16 protein-coding genes are annotated in these 18,089 nt (G+C 66.1%); 11 read left to right on the top strand and 5 right to left on the bottom strand.

The genetic code is table 11. From position 1 onward, the window contains the following. Nucleotides 1-19 precede the first annotated feature (19 nt). The 4 genes from bioF to bioC are packed head-to-tail and all read left to right on the top strand — an operon-like array spanning nt 20 to nt 3,770. Nucleotides 20-1,213 carry an 8-amino-7-oxononanoate synthase gene (bioF, locus tag OUZ49_RS11090; protein ID WP_266150470.1) on the top strand — a complete coding sequence of 398 codons (1,194 nt, stop codon included), beginning with the start codon at nt 20-22 and terminating at the stop codon, nt 1,211-1,213. A 27-nt stretch (nt 1,214-1,240) separates the two neighbouring features. After that, a complete protein-coding gene (locus OUZ49_RS11085) occupies nt 1,241-2,125 on the top strand; it encodes a sulfurtransferase (protein WP_266150469.1) in 885 nt (294 codons plus the stop codon). Continuing rightward, nucleotides 2,122-2,892: a pimeloyl-ACP methyl ester esterase BioH gene (gene bioH / locus OUZ49_RS11080; protein WP_266150468.1), complete on the top strand. Its 771-nt coding sequence runs from the start codon at nt 2,122-2,124 to the stop codon at nt 2,890-2,892. Before OUZ49_RS11085 ends, bioH begins: the two co-directional genes overlap by 4 nt. After that, nucleotides 2,889-3,770 (top strand): malonyl-ACP O-methyltransferase BioC, encoded by an 882-nt coding sequence (gene bioC, locus OUZ49_RS11075; RefSeq protein ID WP_266150467.1) that lies wholly within the window; start codon nt 2,889-2,891, stop codon nt 3,768-3,770. Before bioH ends, bioC begins: the two co-directional genes overlap by 4 nt. Before the next feature lie 73 nt (nt 3,771-3,843). Here bioC and OUZ49_RS11070 read toward each other — a convergent pair whose 3' ends face one another. Beyond that, on the bottom strand, nt 3,844-4,398 hold the full coding sequence (locus OUZ49_RS11070) for a DNA-3-methyladenine glycosylase I (protein WP_266150466.1): 555 nt from the start codon (nt 4,396-4,398) through the stop codon (nt 3,844-3,846). Nucleotides 4,399-4,446: 48 nt separating this feature from the next. Further along, on the bottom strand, nt 4,447-4,806 hold the full coding sequence (locus OUZ49_RS11065) for a hypothetical protein (protein WP_266150465.1): 360 nt from the start codon (nt 4,804-4,806) through the stop codon (nt 4,447-4,449). Nucleotides 4,807-4,916: 110 nt separating this feature from the next. On the opposite strand from OUZ49_RS11065, the gene OUZ49_RS11060 reads away from it, so the two are divergent. Together OUZ49_RS11060 and OUZ49_RS11055 are read left to right on the top strand one after the other, a co-directional pair. Then, the gene (locus OUZ49_RS11060) at nt 4,917-5,798 is read left to right on the top strand and encodes a DMT family transporter (protein ID WP_266150464.1); all 882 of its coding nucleotides are present in this window, start codon (nt 4,917-4,919) and stop codon (nt 5,796-5,798) included. A 63-nt stretch (nt 5,799-5,861) separates the two neighbouring features. Next, a complete protein-coding gene (locus tag OUZ49_RS11055) occupies nt 5,862-6,068 on the top strand; it encodes an alkylphosphonate utilization protein (RefSeq protein ID WP_266150796.1) in 207 nt (68 codons plus the stop codon). A gap of 176 nt (nt 6,069-6,244) precedes the next feature. On the opposite strand, the gene OUZ49_RS11050 is transcribed toward OUZ49_RS11055, so the two are convergent. Both OUZ49_RS11050 and OUZ49_RS11045 read right to left on the bottom strand, forming a co-directional pair. Beyond that, nucleotides 6,245-7,207 (bottom strand): pyridoxal-phosphate dependent enzyme, encoded by a 963-nt coding sequence (locus tag OUZ49_RS11050; RefSeq protein WP_266150463.1) that lies wholly within the window; start codon nt 7,205-7,207, stop codon nt 6,245-6,247. Then, nucleotides 7,204-8,208: an aldose 1-epimerase gene (locus tag OUZ49_RS11045; RefSeq protein ID WP_266150462.1), complete on the bottom strand. Its 1,005-nt coding sequence runs from the start codon at nt 8,206-8,208 to the stop codon at nt 7,204-7,206. The genes OUZ49_RS11050 and OUZ49_RS11045 overlap by 4 nt, the downstream gene beginning before the upstream one ends. Nucleotides 8,209-8,274: 66 nt before the next feature. On the opposite strand from OUZ49_RS11045, the gene pepN reads away from it, so the two are divergent. After that, on the top strand, nt 8,275-10,935 hold the full coding sequence (gene pepN, locus OUZ49_RS11040) for an aminopeptidase N (RefSeq protein ID WP_266150461.1): 2,661 nt from the start codon (nt 8,275-8,277) through the stop codon (nt 10,933-10,935). A 220-nt stretch (nt 10,936-11,155) separates the two neighbouring features. Here the strand turns inward: pepN and OUZ49_RS11035 are convergent, their stop codons facing one another. Beyond that, complete coding sequence (locus OUZ49_RS11035) at nt 11,156-11,341, bottom strand: hypothetical protein (RefSeq protein ID WP_266150460.1); 186 nt, start codon at nt 11,339-11,341, stop codon at nt 11,156-11,158. A gap of 537 nt (nt 11,342-11,878) precedes the next feature. On the opposite strand from OUZ49_RS11035, the gene mnmG reads away from it, so the two are divergent. The 4 genes from mnmG to OUZ49_RS11015 all read left to right on the top strand — a co-directional run bounded on the left by mnmG (nt 11,879) and on the right by OUZ49_RS11015 (nt 18,023). Next, nucleotides 11,879-13,753 (top strand): tRNA uridine-5-carboxymethylaminomethyl(34) synthesis enzyme MnmG, encoded by a 1,875-nt coding sequence (gene mnmG, locus OUZ49_RS11030; RefSeq protein WP_266150459.1) that lies wholly within the window; start codon nt 11,879-11,881, stop codon nt 13,751-13,753. Nucleotides 13,754-13,821: 68 nt separating this feature from the next. Continuing rightward, nucleotides 13,822-14,619, top strand: a complete 798-nt coding sequence (locus tag OUZ49_RS11025; RefSeq protein ID WP_323134930.1) for an RDD family protein — start codon at nt 13,822-13,824, stop codon at nt 14,617-14,619. Between the two features lie 212 nt (nt 14,620-14,831). Then, complete coding sequence (locus OUZ49_RS11020) at nt 14,832-15,602, top strand: winged helix-turn-helix domain-containing protein (protein ID WP_266150457.1); 771 nt, start codon at nt 14,832-14,834, stop codon at nt 15,600-15,602. Nucleotides 15,603-15,692: 90 nt separating this feature from the next. After that, nucleotides 15,693-18,023, top strand: a complete 2,331-nt coding sequence (locus OUZ49_RS11015; protein WP_266150456.1) for a Tex family protein — start codon at nt 15,693-15,695, stop codon at nt 18,021-18,023. Nucleotides 18,024-18,089 lie beyond the last annotated feature (66 nt).

The following is an 18,089-nucleotide window of genomic DNA, read 5'->3' as shown; positions in this document are numbered from 1 at the left end:
CCGCCATCCCGTTGGCCGCATGACCCGTCCCTCGCTCACCGAGCGTCTCGCCCGCCACAGCGCCGAACGCGCGCAGGCGGGCTTGCGGCGGCGCCTGCGCACGGTGGATCGCGTGGATGGCGCCTGGGTGGAACGCGACGGGCGGCGCCTGCTCGCGTTCTGCAGCAATGATTACCTCGGCCTGGCGCAACATCCGCAGTTGATCGCCGCGCTCAAGCAGGCCGCCGATGGCGACGGCGTCGGCAGCGGCTCGGCCCATCTGATCTGCGGTCATCGCAGCGCCCATGCCGCGCTGGAAGAAGCGCTGGCCGAGTGGACCGGGCGCGAGCGCGCGCTGCTGTTTTCCACCGGCTATATGGCGAACCTGGGTGTGATGCAGGCACTGCTGCAACGCGATGACCTGTGCGTGCAGGACAAGCTCAACCACGCCTGCCTGCTCGATGGCGCCCAGCTCGCTGGTGCCGAACTCAAGCGTTTTCCGCATGCCGACGTGGACGGCGCGGCGCGCCAGCTCGACAGCCGCAGCGATGCGGCCGCCCTGCTCGCCACCGATGGCGTCTTCAGCATGGACGGCGATATCGCGCCGCTGGCCGCACTGGCCCAGCTTTGCCAGCGCGAAGGCGCCACCTTCATGGTCGATGATGCCCATGGCTTGGGCGTGCTTGGCGCGCAAGGCGCAGGCAGCGTGGTCGACAGCGGGCTCAGCCAGGACGAAGTGCCGGTGTTGATGGCCACGCTGGGCAAGGCGCTCGGCTGCAGCGGCGCCTTCGTGGCCGGCTCAACCGCGCTGATCGACGGCCTGGTGCAGTCCGCCCGTACCTATATCTATACGACTGCGATGCCGCCGGCCCTCGCCGCTGCCACGCTGGCCGCCGTGCGGCTGGCTCAGACGGAAGACTGGCGGCGCGACCAGCTGAACCAGCGGATCGCCCGCTTCCGCCAGGGCGCGGCGCAGCTCGGCCTGCCCCTGATGCCCTCGCCCACCGCCATCCAGCCGCTGCTGCTGGGTGATGCCCAGGCCGCGCTGGACGCGGCGGAAGCCTTGGAACAGCAGGGTTTGCTGGTCACCGCGATCCGCCCGCCCACGGTGCCGCAAGGCAAGGCGCGCCTGCGCATCACGCTGTCTGCCATGCACACGGAGACCGACGTGGACCGGCTGCTGGATGCCCTGTCACGCCTGCCCACGGGGGCGCCTTTGGCACGCCCCGTATAATGGCGGCCTCGCCGTACCCCTCTGCCCATGTCCATCATCAATCTCTCCGCTTACCGCTTCGTCAGCCTGGACGACCTTCCGGCGCTGCGCGAGCGCGTGCTCGAACGCTGCGAAGCGCTCGCGCTGAAGGGCACCATCCTGCTGGCACCCGAAGGCATCAACCTGTTCCTGGCCGGCCCGCGCGAACCCATCGATGCCTTCATGGACTGGCTGCGCAGCGACCCGCGCTTCGCCGGGCTGGAACCGAAGGAGTCGATCTCCGACGAGATCCCGTTCGGCCGCATGCGCGTGCGCCTGAAGAAGGAAATCATCACCATGCGCATGCCGGCGATTCGTCCGGAAGCCACGCGAGCGCCGGCCGTGGCGCCGCGCACCCTGCAGCGTTGGCTGGCGCAAGGTCGTGACGACGAGGGTCGCGAGGTCGTGCTGCTCGACACGCGCAACGATTACGAGACCGACGTCGGCCTGTTCGAGAATGCCGTGGACTATCGCCTGAGCAGCTTCACCGACTTTCCCGAAGCGATTGCCGCCGACCGCGCCCGCTACGAGAACAAGACCGTGGTGTCGTACTGCACCGGCGGCATCCGCTGCGAAAAGGCCGCCCTGCATCTGCAGGACATCGGCATCGACAACGTCTACCAGTTGGAAGGCGGCATCCTGAAGTACTTCGAGGAAACCGACGGCACGCATTGGCGCGGCGATTGTTTCGTGTTCGACGAGCGCGGCGCCGTAGACAAGCGCCTGGCGCCCGCGCCCTTGCTCCCTCTCCCCCTCGGGGAGAGGGCTGGGGTGAGGGGCCAATCTAGCGATAGCGCATCAGCAGAGCGAGCTTCGTTGAGCATGCCCGCGAGCACTCACCCCTCATCCGCCCCTTCGGGGCACCTTCTCCCCGGCGGGGAGAAGGATCAGTGAGTCTCCACATCGAAACCCACGGCCGCGGCCCGATCCCCGTGGTGATCCTGCATGGCTGGGCGATGCACGGCGGCATGATGGAGCCGCTGGTGGACGCGCTGGCGGATCGCTGCTCGATGCATGTGGTCGACCTTCCCGGCCATGGCTATTCGCGCGACAGCACGCTGCCACTGGAACCTTCGGCCTGTGCCCAGGCGATTGCCGAACGCACCCCGCCCGCGCTGTGGATCGGCTGGTCGCTGGGCGGCCTGGTGGCGCTGACGGCAGCCCTGGAACACCCGCAGCACGCACGCGGCCTCGGCGTCATTTGCGGCACACCCAAGTTCTCGCGTGACGAAGACTGGCCCTACGGCAGCGACCCCAAGCTCGTGCGCCAGCTCGCCGACGATCTGGAAACCGACTACCACGCCACGCTCGAACGCTTCATCGCGCTCGAAGCGATGGGCAGTCCCGATCCGCGCGCCGAGCTACGCCACCTACGCAGCCTGATGTTCACCCGCGGCGAACCGAATATGCGCGTGCTGCAGGAAGGTATCCGCATTCTGGAAACCACCGACCGCCGCGCCGACCTTGCCTCGCTCGCGGTGCCGAACACCTGGATTGCCGGACACCGTGACCGTCTGGTGCCACCGCCCGCGATGGCCTGGTCCGCCGAACAGGCTCGCGGCACGTATCACGAGATCGCCCACGCCGGCCACGCGCCGTTCTTCGGTTACGCCGATGACGTTGCGAATGTGCTGACGCCGTTACTGGATACGCTGCGATGAGCGAATCGCATTTCGACAAGCGCCAGGTGCGCCGGAACTTCGGCCGCGCCGCCATCACCTATGAACAGCACGACGCCTTGCAACAGGAAGTGCAGGGACTGCTACTGGATCGCCTTGGCTTCTATCTCGAAGCGCCTGCACGCGTGCTCGACGTGGGCGCAGGCACCGGGCGCGGCACCGCGCTGCTGCGCAAGCGCTATCCCAAGGCGCAGGTGATCGCCGCCGACCTTGCGCTGCCCATGCTGCGCGCGGCGAAGAAGCACATCAGCTGGCTGAAGCCGTTCCAGCGCGTCTGTGCCGACGCCACCTCGCTACCGCTGCCCGATCACAGCGTGGATGTGCTGCATTCCAACCTGTGCTTCCAGTGGATCGACGATCTGCCGGCGCTGTTCGGCGAATGCGTGCGCGTGCTCAAGCCCGGTGGCTTGCTGGTGTTCTCCACCTTCGGCCCCGACACGCTGAAGGAACTGCGCGCCGCTTGGGCCGAGGCCGACCAGCAGCCGCACGTGAGCCGCTTTCTCGATATGCATGATCTGGGCGACGCGATGATCAACGCCGGTCTACGCGACCCGGTGCTCGATGTGGATCGCTATACGCTCACCTATAGCGAGCCGCGCCTGTTGCTGAAGGAATTGCAGGGCCTGGGCGCCACCAATGCCGATCGCGAACGCGAACGCCATCTGCTCGGCAAGCGCCACTACCAGCGCATGCTTGCGGCTTATGAAGCCATGCGCGTCGACGGGCGTATTCCCGCGACATGGGAAGTCGTCACCGCGCACGCCTGGGGCCCGCCCCACGGACAATCGCGCCGCACGCCTGGCGGTGGCGAGATGGCCAGTTTCTCCGTCGACAGCCTGCGCGGTTCGCGGCGGCGCTAGACATTCGCACTTCCCGCGTCGTCCCGACTTGAGACGAGATGGCGCGGGAAGGATCGTGCTGCTGTCATGGGCATCACACTTCCTTGTAGCGAAAGCACCCCACCACATGGTCGTTGACCATGCCCGTCGCCTGCATGAAGGCGTAGCAGATGGTGGTGCCGACAAAACGGAAGCCGCGCTTCTTCAGCTCCTTGCTCATGCGGTCCGACAGCGGCGTGCTCGCCGGCACCTCGCCCTGCTCACGCCAGCGATTGCGAATGGGCTTGCCGTCGACGAATGACCACAGGAACTGGTCCAGGCTGCCGTGTTCGCGGATGACGTCGAGTGCCGTGATGGCGTTGTCACGCGCGGCCGTTACCTTGAGGCGGTTCCGGATGATGCCCGGATCCAACAGCAGCTTTTCCAGCTCGCGATCCTTGAGCGCCGCCACTTTGGCGATATCGAAGTCATGGAAGGCGCGACGATAGTTGTCGCGCTTGAGCAAGACGGTGCGCCACGACAGTCCGGCCTGCGCGCCTTCCAGGCAGAGGAATTCGAACAGCGCGCGATCGTCGTGCAGAGGCACGCCCCACTCCGTATCGTGATAGTCGTGCATGTCCGGGCTATCGCCCCAGTGGCAACGCTTCATGTGCTGAACTCCGTGTAATGACGTGCGAGCCCTTTGCCCTGGCCTGGATCAGTCTTCCGCACCTGCGCGGCGCCGGGAGCGAAAGCCAATCACGGTCCCCGCCACCGCCACGACGACGGCCAGCCAAAGCCAGAACGAAAACACCAGGCTAGGCAGCCAGATCAAGCCAACGAGCAAGGCGACCGCAGCGATGGCAAACAGCCATCCGCGGATCGGCCTGCGCAGCAGCAGGCCAAAGCACGCCACCAGCAGCAGCAAGGCACCGAGCACGGTCGGCACGGCACTGAGCAAGGCGATCTCGCCAGCCTGCACCATCTGCACCAGCAGTGGAAAGCGGAACAGCATGCCGACGTACGCCGCCAATCCGGCGCAGGCCACGGGTGCGTTCCACGAACTCGTTGCGGCCATGACCCTCCCCTTGCTAGTTTCCGGGCAAGCCACGACGCTATCCCACCCACTGGCGCGTCACAAGGGCAACGCCCGTCATACGCCGCGCTCCATCGACCTGGTCTGACGCCATGACCGCATCACCGCCTCCGCGCGGCGCCGTGTTGGCGCTGCTCGCCACCATCCTGATCTGGGCCTATAGCTGGGTCGTAATGAAGCAGGTGCTGCAACACGCCGGCCCCTTCGATTTCGCCGCGCTGCGCTACGTGCTTGGGGCGCTGCTTTTGTTTGGCGCCTTGCTGGCGACGCGACAGTCGCTGCGGCCGCCGCCGTTGTTGCCTACCCTCATGATCGGCCTCGCCCAGACCGCTGCCTTCCAGGGCCTGGGGCAATGGGCGCTGGTGAATGGCGGCGCCGGCCGCGTCGCCCTGCTGGCTTACACCATGCCGTTCTGGGCCGTGCTGCTGGCATGGGTGATGCTGCACGAGCGGCTGACGCCGCGTCGCTGGCTAGGCCTCGGGCTCGCCGCGATCGGACTGGTTTGCATCATCGAGCCGTGGCACGGCCTGGGCAATACCGGCAGCACCTTGCTGGCGATCGGTGCCGGCATGGCCTGGGCGACGGGCACGGTATTGAGCAAGCGGGTATTCCTGCATCACGCGCCGACGCCACTCAATCTCACCGCATGGCAGATGTTGTTCGGGGCAATCGCCCTGTCCCTCATCACGCTATGCGTACCGCAGCGCCCGATCGACTGGAGCTGGGGCTTCGTCGGCGGACTGGCCTATAGCGTGGTGATGGCCTCCAGCCTGGCCTGGGGCCTGTGGCTGGTGGTGCTGCAGCGCCTTCCGACCGCCGTGGCCAGCCTGGCCAGCCTCGGCGTGCCTATCGTCAGCGTCCTGCTGGCGTGGGCGATCCTGCACGAGCACCCCAGCGCGATGGAAGTGGTGGGCATCGTGTTTGTCCTGCTCGGACTGGCCGCGGTGAGCGGGGTGCGACTGCGCCGCGGCTGAGTCGCCTCGCCCGCACGGCGCTACAATAAGCGCCTTGTTTCGCGCAGGAAGATCGACTTGAACGTGAAAGACAGCAATGGCGCCGTGTTGCTCGACGGCGACTCGGTGCAGGTCATCAAGGACCTCAAGGTAAAAGGCTCGTCGCAGACGCTCAAGCGCGGCACGGTGTTCAAGTCCATCCGCGTGGACGAGGACAACCCCGAAGAAGTCGAATGCCGCGACGGGCGCTCTACGCTGGTGTTGAAGACCTGTTTTATCAAGAAGGTCTGAGCGCTGCGCTTATCCCTCTCCCCGAAGGGGAGAGGGTAGGGTGAGGGGTCAATCTTGCGATAGCGATTGATTGAAGCGGGCACTTTTTAGCGTTCCCGCGAGCACCCACCCCTCACCTCGATCCTCTCTCCCACGGGGACTACCTTCGGGCCGCCCGAAGGGGAGAGGAAGCTTAGTCACCACGGCAACGCCTCAAGATCGACATTGCCGCCACTAAGCACGAGCCCCAGGCGCCGACCCGCAAAACGTTCCGGATACTTGAGCACCGCCGCCAGCACCGTGGCGCTGGAAGGTTCGACCACCAGCTTCAGCTCGTTCCACAGCAGCTTCATCGCGACGACGACTTCTTCGTCGCTCACCGTCGCCACCTGCACGCGGTGCATGCGCAGTGCATCGAAGTTGCTTTCGCCGATCAAGGTACGCAGGCCATCGCAAATCGTATGCGCCGTAAACGGACCGACCCGGTGACCCTGTGCCAGCGAACGGGCCGCATCGTCGGCGCCTTCCGGCTCGGCACCATGCAGCGCGAGTTGCGGCGCCAGCCCGTGCGCGGCAATCGCCGTGCCGGCCGCCAGGCCGCCGCCACCAATCGGCGTGATCAGCGCATCCAGTCCACCGCTTTGCTGCAGCAATTCCAGCGCTGCGGTGCCCTGCCCGGCCATCACGCGCGTATCCGCATAGGGATGCACCAGTTCGGCCCCGGTGGCCAGGCGCACTTCCTCGGCCTTCGCCTCGCGCGCGGCCTGGGTCGCCTCGCAACGATGGAGGATCGCGCCAGCGCGTTCGATGGCTTCCAGCTTGGTGCGCACGGCGCCATCCGGCACGATCACATGCGCGGCGATGCCGCGCGTGGCTGCGGCCAGCGCCAGCGCGTTGCCATGGTTGCCGGACGAATGGGTGACCACGCCGCGCGCCGCCCGCTCATCGTCCAGCGACCACACCGCATTGCAGGCGCCGCGAAACTTGAACGCACCGCCACGCTGCAGGTTTTCGCACTTGAAATACAGGTCCGCGCCAGTCAGCGCATTCAACGTGGCACTGCGAAGCACCGGCGTAAGCACGGCATAAGGCGCGATGCGCGCTGCCGCCTGCTGGATCTGATCGTAGCTGGGTAGTGCGGCCGGGTTGTTGGGGCTCATGCTGATGCGATCTCCACGCCGCAGAGGAAGCGCCGTTCGGCGCCGGGTTCGAGACGAATGCTGGCAGCGCAGTCGGGCCGGTTGAACGCATCCGACCAGCTTTCCATCGGCTCCAGCGCGACCGAGCGGCGTATATCGCGCGTCACCGTGTCGGCGGTGAAGGCCAGCATCACGCCGGTCGTCTGCCACATGGCGATCGCCAGTCCACTCGATGGATCGCGCAGGCGCGTGCGTGCGCGACCGTCGGCGTCGTAACGCAGGTCCGCAAAGGCATGATTGAGCTCGCGCGTGCCGATGGCCTGGGCCTGGCGGAAGTCGAGTTCGGGCGCATGTTCCAACGCCACGCGCGCGGCGTCGCCCGGCAAGGGAATGTAGTCGCTATCCGTGCGCACCACGGCGGCCGCAGGAACCTGCAATATCCAGCTGTCGACCGGGCTGTCGCCAAGACGGAAATACGGATGCCAGCCGAAGAAGCAGGGTGCCGCCCGGTCGCCGACATTGCGCATGCTCGCTTGCAGCGTTAGGCCGGCGGCATCGAGTGTGTAGGTCACCGCCAGGTCGATGGCGAATGGGTAGCCCGGATGCAGACCGGGGCGGATCGCCTGCGTAGCGAACGTGACGCGCGCCGCCTGTGCATCAGCCGACAGTTCGGTGATGTCGAAATCCACGCCACGCACGAAACCGTGGCGAGCCGCGCGCTGGGCGCCCTCGACGCCAGGCTGCAAGTCATGCGCCTCGCCGTCGAAGCTGTAGCGCGCATCGGCAATGCGGTTGGCAAACGGCACCATGATCGCGAAACGCGAACTGGGCCGGGTGTCCAGCTCGCCGGCATCGCGGTAGCCATCAGCAAGATCGTGCGTGCCAGCACGGCTCGGCACTTCGAAATTGACCAGGGTGGCCCCGCGCCGTGCGATACGCAGCCGGCGGCCGCGCGCCTGATCGCCCAGTACGGCGAGCTCATGGGTGCCCCAATGGTCGCGTTCCGCAAGATAGTCCGACATCGCCTTGTCCTGCCTGGAAAGGGCCGCATGTTAGCCTGATCGGTCTCACTAGCCCCAGCTGTCTCGATGATTATGCGTAGCGACGCCTCACCAACGCTTATCCGGCTCAACGATTATCGCGCTCCCGCGTGGCGCGTGGCGCAGGTGGAACTGGCCTTCGACCTCGGTATCGACACCACCGAAGTGACCTCGCGCCTGCGTCTGCTGCGCGACCCCGACCAGCACGAGCCGTTGCGCCTGGATGGCGAGGGATTGGAGCTGCTCTCGATCACCCTGGACGGCGAGGCGCTGCCTGAATCGGCCTGGCGCTACGCGGACCATGTGCTGGAAGTCGATGGCGCCAACGACGGCAGCGTGCTGGAGACGCGGGTGCGCGTGCAGCCTGCGGCCAACACGGCGCTGGAAGGCCTGTATCTGTCCGGCAAGCGCGAGAGTGGCTTTCTGCTGACCCAGTGCGAGGCGCAAGGCTTCCGCCACATCACCTTCTTCCCCGACCGGCCGGACGTGCTGGCCAGCTATACCGTCACCTTGCGCGCCGATCGCGACCGCTTCCCCGTCCTGCTGGCCGGTGGCAACCCGGATGGCCATGGCGACCTGGAGAACGGCCGTCATTGGGCGCGCTTCGTCGATCCGCACCCCAGGCCGAGCTATCTGTTCGCCTTGGTCGCCGGCCGGCTGCAGAAGATCGAGCAGGACTACGTGACCTCCAGCGGCCGCGCGGTGAAGCTGGTGATCTGGGCCGAGCCCGATGCCATCGGCCACTGCCATTACGCCATGGACGCGCTGGAGCGCTCGATGCGCTGGGACGAGCAGGCTTATGGCCGCGAGTACGATCTGGACGTGTTCCACGTCGTCGCCACGCACGACTTCAACATGGGCGCGATGGAGAACAAAGGCCTCAATATCTTCAACGCGAAGTACCTGCTGGCCGACCCCGACTCGAGCACCGACGACGAGTATCGCGCCGTGGAAGCCGTGGTGGCACACGAGTACTTCCACAACTGGAGCGGCAATCGGGTCACTTGCCGCGACTGGTTCCAGCTGTCGCTGAAGGAAGGCCTCACGGTTTTCCGCGAACAGCAGTTCTCCGCCGACATGAACTCGCCCTCGCTCAAGCGCATCGAGGATGTGGCGCTGCTGCGTCGCGCCCAGTTCCCGGAAGACGCCGGTCCGCTGGCGCATCCGGTGCGTCCCGCGCAATACAGCGAGATCAACAATTTTTACACCGCCACCGTCTACGAGAAAGGCTCGGAACTGGTGCGCATGGTGGCCGGCCACCTGGGTCGCGCAGGCTTTCGCCGTGGCATGGACCTGTACTTCTCGCGCCACGACGGCCACGCCGCCACGCTGGAGGACTTCCTGCGCGCGCTGGGCGACGCCAACGCCATCGACCTGATGCCTTATCTTGCGTGGTATAGCCAATCCGGCACGCCTCGCCTGACGGCGCGCGGCCACTACGATGCCGCGCAGCGTACCTACACGCTGACCCTGTCGCAGCACACGCCACCCACCGCGGCCCAGCCGCAAAAGCAGCCGCTGCCGATCCCGGTGAAGCTGGCGCTGTTCGATCGTGCGGGCCGCATGCTGCCACTGCATCTTGCGGGTGACGCCACCTCAACGCCTGCCGCTACGACGGAGCGTGTGGTGGTGTTGGATCGCGCCGAACAGGCCTTCGTGTTCCACCAGGTGGACGCGGCGCCCGTGCCATCGTTGCTGCGTGGATTCTCTGCACCGGTCATCCTTGAATGCGACTACGCACCAGGCGAACTGGCCTTGCTGCTGCGCCATGACGTGGACGGCTTCAATCGCTGGGAAGCCGGCCAGCAGCTCGCCGCCCGCGCCTTCGACAACCTGCGTGATGGCGCCGGCACATCCGCCCTGGACGCCTGGTGCGACGCGCTGGCGGCCCTGTTTGGCGAGACGACGCTCGATCCGGCGCTGCTCGCCGATCTGTTGACGCCACCCGGCGAAATCGAGCTGTCCGAGCGCGAGCGCCTGGTCGATCCCTCGCGCGTGCACGCATTGCGCCTGCAATTGCAGGAACGTCTGGCCCGGCGCATCGGCGGCGACACCCTGCTGCAACGATACGAGGCGCTTGCCAGCCACACGAATCGGGACCTGGACGCGCTCAGCCAGGCCCGGCGCCGGCTCAAGCGCCGCGTGCTCGACTTGCTCGCGCTGGTCGATGCCGATCGCGCGCAGAAACTTGCCACGCTCCAATACGACAACGCGCCAAGCATGACGGACCGCCTGGCCGCGCTGGCCGTGCTGGCGCGCGGCAATGCCCCGCAGGCCGGCGCAGCCCTGGTCCATTTCCGCCAGCGCTATGCAGACAGCCCGCTGGCGATGGACAAGTGGTTCTCGGTGCAGACGCAGTTGCCCGGCGATATCGTGCTGGCTCGCGTGCGCGAGCTGGAAGCGGACTCGGCTTTCACGCTCAAGAACCCGAATCGCGTCAACGCCTTGTTTGGCGCGTGGGCGCGCAACAACCCCGATGGCTTTCATCGCCCCGATGGCAGCGGCTATCGGCTGCTCGCCGAACGACTGGCCGAGCTCGATGCGCTCAATCCGCAGGTCGCGGCGCGGCTGGCCACGGCTTTCAACGGCTGGCAACGCCTGGAACCCACGCGACACGCCGTGGCCAGGGCCGCGATCGACGCCCTCGCGGGACGACCCGGGCTGTCGCGCAACCTCACCGAGATCGTGCAGAGCATGCTGCACGACTGAACCTGACAAAGGTCGCTGCATGGCAGCGGCCTTCGTCGCATGCCAAAAGAAAACGCCCGAGTGCTGCCCGCCTAGGACGGGGCACCCGGGCGTAATGTTATTGCCGGGAGTACACCACCCGGTCGCGGAGGGCCCCAGTGAGGAGCATGCGCCCGGGACGTTTATCGCTTGCCAGTCAATGCGCGTTTAGCCGTCCATCCGGCCAAAGCCTGCGCATCCGTCAGGCGGGCAGGCGTTCCAACGCGTCGCGAAGTCGGCTCAGCCGGGTCAGCAGGCGTGGACGCAACGTCTGGCGCTCGTTCTCGCCGCGTGCATCCAGGTGCTCCATGGCCATTTCGACGCGACCCAGCTCGATGAGCAGGTCGTGATGCTGGTAAACCGGCTGAAGATCGAAGTTGAAATCCATGACACGAGTTCCCCCAGTACAGTTGCCTTGGCTGGCTTGCCTGCTGAAGCAATGCCCGTGCCATCCATGTGACGCAGATCACATTCAAACAGGGCCCGGATCACGAAATGACGCTGTACGTCATGAGGTGCCGAGACTTGGCACAAACGAGCGTTTTAGTCACTTTACGTTCACGCGCGAGGCGTAAATATCCAACCCGTAGCGCAGCAGGTAGCTGTTGCCAGTCATCCGTTTTCACGGTTTCTGGCGCCCGGCAACACGGTCATCCTGGATTCCCCCTGTTCCTGAGACCGCCGGGCGCCAGATCTTATTCAAGACCTGAAAAAGGCGACGGCGCCCCTAGGGGCGCCGTCTTGCTTCCTCTCCCGGCACGCAATCGAACCCCTGTCGTTCGATCTCGGCGCGCGTTGCCGCGCAGCTTCTGCCCGTGAAAGTGCTGACTGGGCCAAGCAGGAAGCGTGCCAAAGGTCAGATAGCGCTTATGGAGTTACCATAGGCGCCGCATTTGGTCCATTCCTGCGCTTTCGGGGCAGTTTCATGTTTCATCCGACCCACTACGACGTCATCGTGATCGGCGGCGGCCATGCCGGCACCGAGGCCGCGCTCGCCGCGGCGCGCACGGGTGCGCGCACCCTGCTGCTCAGCCACAACATCGAGACGATCGGGCAGATGAGCTGCAACCCGGCCATCGGCGGCATCGGCAAGGGTCACCTGGTGAAGGAAATCGACGCCCTTGGCGGTGCCATGGCCCGTGCGGCCGACCGCGCCGGCATCCAGTGGCGCACGCTGAACGCCTCCAAGGGGCCGGCCGTCCGCGCCACCCGGTGCCAGGCCGATCGTGCGCTGTACAAGGCCGCGATCCGGCACCAGGTGGAAACCCAGCCCAACCTGGAACTGTTCCAGCAGGCAGTGGACGACCTGATCCTGGAAGGCGGGCGCGTCACCGGCGTGGCGACCCAGATGGGCCTGAAATTCCACGCACGCGCGGTGGTGCTGACCGCTGGCACCTTCCTGGCGGGCAAGATCCATATTGGCCCCGCGCAATACGCTGGCGGCCGTGCCGGTGATCCGCCCGCCAGCACGCTGGCCCAGAAGCTACGCGAACTGCCTGTTGCGGCCGACCGCCTGAAGACCGGCACGCCGCCACGCATCGACATGCGCAGCATCGATTTCTCCGGCCTGGAAGAGCAGCCGGGCGACGACCCGGCCCCGGTGTTCTCCTACCTGGGCTCGCGCGCCGAGCATCCCCGCCAGGTCAGCTGCTGGATCACCCATACCAGCGAGCACACGCACGAACTGATCCGCGGCTCGCTGGATCGCTCGCCGCTATACAGCGGCCAGATCGAAGGCGTCGGACCGCGCTACTGCCCCTCGATCGAGGACAAGGTGGTGCGCTTCGCGGAGAAGAGCTCGCACCAGATCTTCATCGAGCCGGAAGGTCTCGACACGTTCGAGATCTACCCGAACGGCATCTCCACCTCGCTGCCGTACGACGTGCAGCTGGCGCTCGTGCGTTCGATCAAGGGCTTCGAGCACGCGCACATCACGCGGCCGGGATATGCGATCGAGTACGACTATTTCGATCCGCGCGGCCTGCACCCGTGGCTGGAAACCAAGACCATCCCGGGGCTCTACTTCGCCGGCCAGATCAATGGCACCACCGGCTACGAAGAAGCCGCGGCGCAGGGCCTGATCGCGGGACTCAATGCAGCGCTGGCCGTGAAGGGCGAGGCGCCGTGGTATCCGCGCCGCGACGAGGCCTATGTCGGCGTGCTGATCGATGACCTCACCAGCAACGGCACCATCGAGCCGTATCGGATGTTCACCTCTCGCGCCGAATATCGGCTGCATCTGCGCGAGGACAATGCGGACTTGCGATTGACCGAAAGCGGGCATCGCCTCGGCGTCGTGCCACAGCCGCGTTACGACGCGCTGCGCGCCAAGCGCGACGCCGTGGAACGGGAAACACAGCGCCTGGGCGCATTGTGGGCCGCGCCAAACAACGCGCTGGGCGCGGCCATCGAGCGCCAACTCGGCATCACGCTGAGCCGCGAAACCAATGCGCTGGACCTGCTGCGCCGCCCCGAACTGGACTATGCCAGGCTGACCTCGGTGGATGGCATTGCGCCAGCCGTGGCCGACGAGAACGTGGCCGCCCAGGTTGAAGTGCAGACCAAGTACGCCGGCTACCTCGAGCGCCAGCGGGATGAAATCGAACGGCAGCGGCGCCACGAACAGACCGCGATTCCCGGCAGTTTCGACTACGACAAGGTGCGCGGACTCTCCGCTGAAGTGCTGCTCAAACTCAAGCGCGCGCAACCGGAAACGATCGGCCAGGCATCGCGTATCAGCGGCGTCACGCCAGCGGCCATTTCGCTGTTGCTGGTGCACTTGAAACGCCACGCTGCTTGATCCCGGCGGAGCGACCGATGGCCTGATCGGGATGGCGTGAAAGCCGCTTTTGCGCCGCGCATGGCATCATGGATGCCATCGACTATGCGGAGCATGCGTTTATGGAAGTCTGGATCGGACGGGACGGCGAACGGCATGGCCCGTACACGGAAGTGGAAGTGCGCCAGTGGCTGCGCAGCGGCCAGGTCAGCGCGAGCGACCTGGGCTGGCACGAAGGCCTGGCCGACTGGCAGCCGCTGTCCGCGCTGTTTCCTGAAGAGCTGTCCCCGTCCCCGGCCTATCCCCCACGCATGCCCCCGGTGCAGTCGGCGCCAACAACGACCGCCGCGTTGGACGATAACGCAGGGTTCTGGAAGCGTGTCGCCGCCTACTTCATCGATAGCATCATCCTCTCCATCCCTGGCGCGCTGATCGAAAAGATGATGGGCGGTGACGCAGCCCAGGCCACGCTGGAACAGGCGCAAGCCGCCGCTTCGGACGATGCGCAGGCCCTGCTGGCCGCGCTCAGCCAGTACTACACGACCATGACGCCTGCGTTTCTCATCATCACTGCGATGATCTGGCTGTATTTCGCGATTTGCGAAAGCTCGGCCTGGCAGGCGACGCTCGGCAAGCTCGTGCTGCGTATCCGTGTCACCGATATGCAAGGTGAACGTATCAGCTTCCTGCGCGCGTTCGGCCGCTATCCGGCCAAATACCTCAGCGCACTCATCCTTGGCATCGGCTTCCTGATGGTTGGCTGGACGCAACGCAAGCAGGGACTGCACGACTTGATCGCCAATACGCTGGTGCTCAACGGTCGCGCCGGCGAACTCAAGGACGCCGGAAAAAAAACCGGTGCCAACGCAGGTTCGTTCAACGCCTGAAGCAAGCTCATGGCGACAGCGACCTTGCGAGCCGTGGGCTTCCCGCAATACATCCGCAAGGCTGCTGACACCTAAGCGTCATCCAGGCCGCGGCATGTGCACCATGCATGCCACCTTGCACGAAATGCGTTGATTATGACCAATGGCGGATGCGTGCCCGATCCACTGGGCGCATGCTTCCGGGTGCGGGGGGCCGCCCATCAGGCAAGGTCATGGCCCAGTCCCAGGCAGACAGTGGCTGGATCTACCAATGCGACGACATCGTCGTCGAACCGCGCGCGCATCGTCTCGAGCGCGCGGGCGCCCCCATCGCGGTCGAACCCAAGGCCTACGTGGTACTGACGACGCTGCTGCAGCAAGCGGGGCATGTCGTCAGCAAGGACGATTTGCTCGATGCCGCCTGGGGCCACCGGCATGTCACACCCGGCGTACTCTCGCGTGCCATTTCGCAGCTACGGCGTGCGCTGGGTGATTGCGTGGCCGATCCCCAGTACATCGCCACCGTGCACAGTCTCGGATATCGCTTCATTGGCGAGGTGCGACGCATACCCATACCGGCCGCGCCGATCGAAGCGCCCAACGGGCACGCGGTGGGCGAGTCGCCAGCCGGCATCGAGATTCGCGAGGTGCCTGCCACGCCCGCGCCGAACTTCAAGCGCAAGCCCAGGTTCTCCCGCATGCTCGCGCGCTGGCTGCCCGCGGCCATCACGCTGGCCATCATCGCCGCCATGCTGGCAGCCATGAGCATGGGGTTCCCACCGCATGATCATTTGTCCTTGCCGAGTACAGGTCCACGTCCCGCCCTGGTGGTGATGCCGTACGCCCACGCTTCCGATCCGCGCTTCCTGCATCCACGGCACTGGCCGCGCTACCACCGCACCGCCACCGGCTATCTGTCGCCCCGTGGCGATGAACCGTCGCAGGCGCTGGCCCCGGGCTATCTGACGCTTCGTCCGGAGCAGGCGCCCGCGGCGCAGGATTGAGCGAGGGTGCGACTTGCTATGATCGGCAGCTCGGCATGCCACGCAGGTGGCGTGTCGCTTTGTCGAACGCACAGGAATCGTTTCAGCCTCATGCTCAGCATCGAACAACGTATTGCCCAGGACATTGCCGCCAAGCCTGAACAGGTCAACGCCGCCGTGGATCTGCTCGATGGCGGCGCCACCGTGCCGTTTATCGCCCGCTACCGCAAGGAAGCCACCGGCGGTCTCGACGACACCCAGCTGCGCCTGCTGGAGGAACGCCTGCGTTACCTGCGCGAGCTGGAAGAACGGCGCAGCGCGATCCTGGCCAGCATCGAGGAACAGGGCAAGCTCACCGATGCGCTGAAGGGCGACATTCTTTATGCCGACACCAAGGCGCGCCTGGAAGATTTGTACCTGCCGTACAAACCCAAGCGCCGCACCAAGGCGCAGATCGCGCGCGAAGCGGGCCTTGAGCCGCTGGCACTCAGCCTGCGCGAAGATCCTACCCAATCACCGGAATCGGCGGCCGCCGCGTACGTGGATGTCGACAAGGGCGTGGCTGACGTACGCGCCGCGCTGGATGGCGCGCGCGCGATCCTGATGGAAAGTATTGCCGAAGACGCCGGCCTGCTCGGCGAGCTGCGCGACTGGCTGTGGGACAAGGGCCAGATCCGCGCCAAGCTGGTGCCCGGCAAGGAGAACGAAGGCGCGAAGTTCCGCGACTACTTCGATCATGTCGAGCCGATCGGCAAGATCCCTTCGCATCGCCTGCTCGCGCTGATGCGCGCGCGCAACGAGGGCGTGATCGAGCTGGAACTCGCGCCCACGGTCGACATGGAACAAGGCCATCTGGAAGGCGAGGGCCGCGTGGCTGCGCATGCGGGCATCCTCGACCGCGGTCGCCCCGCCGATGCGTGGCTGCGCGAAACCGTGCGCCTCACCTGGCGCGTGAAGCTGCACCTGCATCTCACCCTCGACCTGTTCGGTCGCGTGCGCGAAGGCGCCGAAGACGAAGCCATTCGCGTGTTCGGCGACAACCTCAAGGATTTGATGCTTGCTGCACCGGCCGGCGCCAAGACCGTGATGGGCCTGGACCCGGGCATCCGTACCGGCGTGAAGGTCGCCGTGGTCGACGCCACCGGCAAGCTGCTGGCTACCGACACGATTTATCCGCACGAGCCGCGCAATCAGTGGGATCAATCCATCGCGCGCCTGGCCGTGCTGAGCAAGCAACACGGCGTGGACTTGATCGCCATCGGCAACGGCACGGCGTCGCGTGAAACCGACAAGCTCGCCGCCGAACTGATGAAGAAACACGCCGACCTCAAGCTCTCCAAGATCGTGGTGAGCGAAGCGGGCGCCTCGGTTTACTCGGCCTCTGAAACCGCCGCCAAGGAATTCCCGGACCTCGACGTGAGCCTGCGCGGCGCCGTGTCGATCGCGCGACGCCTGCAGGATCCGCTGGCCGAGCTGGTGAAGATCGAGCCGAAGGCGATTGGCGTGGGTCAGTACCAGCACGACGTGAACCAGGTGAAGCTGGCGCGCGCACTGGATGCCAAGGTGGAAGACTGCGTGAATGCCGTCGGCGTCGACGTCAACACGGCCTCCGCTGCACTGCTTTCGCGCGTGGCCGGCCTCAGCGCCAGCGTGGCCGAGAACGTGGTGAAGCATCGCGATGCCAACGGCCCGTTCGCCAATCGCAAGGCGCTGCTGAAAGTGCCACGCCTGGGCGACAAGGCGTTCGAACAGTGCGCCGGCTTCCTGCGCGTGCCCCGCGGCGACAATCCGCTCGACGCCAGCGCCGTGCATCCGGAAGCCTATCCGGTGGTCGAGCGCATCATGGCCCAGTGCGGTCGTGAAGTGCGCGCCATCATTGGCGACGCGAGCTTCCTGCGCAGCCTCAAGGCCGAGCAGTTCACCGATGAGAAGTTCGGCGTGCCGACGGTGCGCGACATCCTCAAGGAGCTGGAAAAGCCTGGCCGAGATCCGCGCCCTGAATTCGTCGCCCCGAGTTTTGCCGAGGGCGTGGAAGACCTGAAGGATCTGCGCCCTGGCATGGTGCTGGAAGGCCGCGTGACCAATGTGGCCGCGTTCGGCGCCTTCGTGGATATCGGCGTGCATCAGGACGGCCTGGTGCACGTCTCCGCGCTGTCGCACACCTTCGTGAAGGACCCGCGTGATGCCGTCAAGGCCGGCGATATCGTCAAGGTGAAGGTGATGGAGGTCGACCTGCCGCGCAAGCGCATCGGCCTGTCCATGCGCCTGGATGACGAGCCAGGCCAGCAGGCGCGCAGCGCCCGCCCGGCGGGCGACAACGACACACGGGGTGGCCAACGCGACAACCGAGGTCCGCGTCCGGCTGGCGGGGCACCCAAGCCGGCGCCGACGCCGTCGAACAGCGCGTTCGCCGACGCCCTGTCTCGTGCTATGAAGCGCTGAGCCAACCAGCGACACTGCAGAGAACCTTAAAAAGCCACGCTTTTTCACCGTCATTCCCGCGGCTCT

It is taken from the genome of Dyella halodurans, from assembly GCF_026283925.1.
Taxonomy (GTDB): Bacteria; Pseudomonadota; Gammaproteobacteria; order Xanthomonadales; family Rhodanobacteraceae; genus Dyella; species Dyella halodurans.
Note: the sequence above shows the minus strand (reverse complement) of the source record. Positions and strands in the feature narration are given on the sequence as shown.

What these genes read in the sequence shown, in the direction of transcription:
- bioF (WP_266150470.1), top strand. Translation starts at nt 20, where the DNA reads ATGACCCGTCCCTCGCTCACCGAGCGTCTCGCCCGCCACAGCGCCGAA.
- OUZ49_RS11085 (WP_266150469.1), top strand. Translation starts at nt 1,241, where the DNA reads ATGTCCATCATCAATCTCTCCGCTTACCGCTTCGTCAGCCTGGACGAC.
- bioC (WP_266150467.1), top strand. Translation starts at nt 2,889, where the DNA reads ATGAGCGAATCGCATTTCGACAAGCGCCAGGTGCGCCGGAACTTCGGC.
- OUZ49_RS11070 (WP_266150466.1), bottom strand. Translation starts at nt 4,398, where the DNA reads ATGAAGCGTTGCCACTGGGGCGATAGCCCGGACATGCACGACTATCAC.
- OUZ49_RS11065 (WP_266150465.1), bottom strand. Translation starts at nt 4,806, where the DNA reads ATGGCCGCAACGAGTTCGTGGAACGCACCCGTGGCCTGCGCCGGATTG.
- OUZ49_RS11060 (WP_266150464.1), top strand. Translation starts at nt 4,917, where the DNA reads ATGACCGCATCACCGCCTCCGCGCGGCGCCGTGTTGGCGCTGCTCGCC.
- OUZ49_RS11050 (WP_266150463.1), bottom strand. Translation starts at nt 7,207, where the DNA reads ATGAGCCCCAACAACCCGGCCGCACTACCCAGCTACGATCAGATCCAG.
- OUZ49_RS11045 (WP_266150462.1), bottom strand. Translation starts at nt 8,208, where the DNA reads ATGTCGGACTATCTTGCGGAACGCGACCATTGGGGCACCCATGAGCTC.
- pepN (WP_266150461.1), top strand. Translation starts at nt 8,275, where the DNA reads ATGATTATGCGTAGCGACGCCTCACCAACGCTTATCCGGCTCAACGAT.
- OUZ49_RS11035 (WP_266150460.1), bottom strand. Translation starts at nt 11,341, where the DNA reads ATGGATTTCAACTTCGATCTTCAGCCGGTTTACCAGCATCACGACCTG.
- mnmG (WP_266150459.1), top strand. Translation starts at nt 11,879, where the DNA reads ATGTTTCATCCGACCCACTACGACGTCATCGTGATCGGCGGCGGCCAT.
- OUZ49_RS11025 (WP_323134930.1), top strand. Translation starts at nt 13,822, where the DNA reads ATGGATGCCATCGACTATGCGGAGCATGCGTTTATGGAAGTCTGGATC.
- OUZ49_RS11020 (WP_266150457.1), top strand. Translation starts at nt 14,832, where the DNA reads ATGGCCCAGTCCCAGGCAGACAGTGGCTGGATCTACCAATGCGACGAC.
- OUZ49_RS11015 (WP_266150456.1), top strand. Translation starts at nt 15,693, where the DNA reads ATGCTCAGCATCGAACAACGTATTGCCCAGGACATTGCCGCCAAGCCT.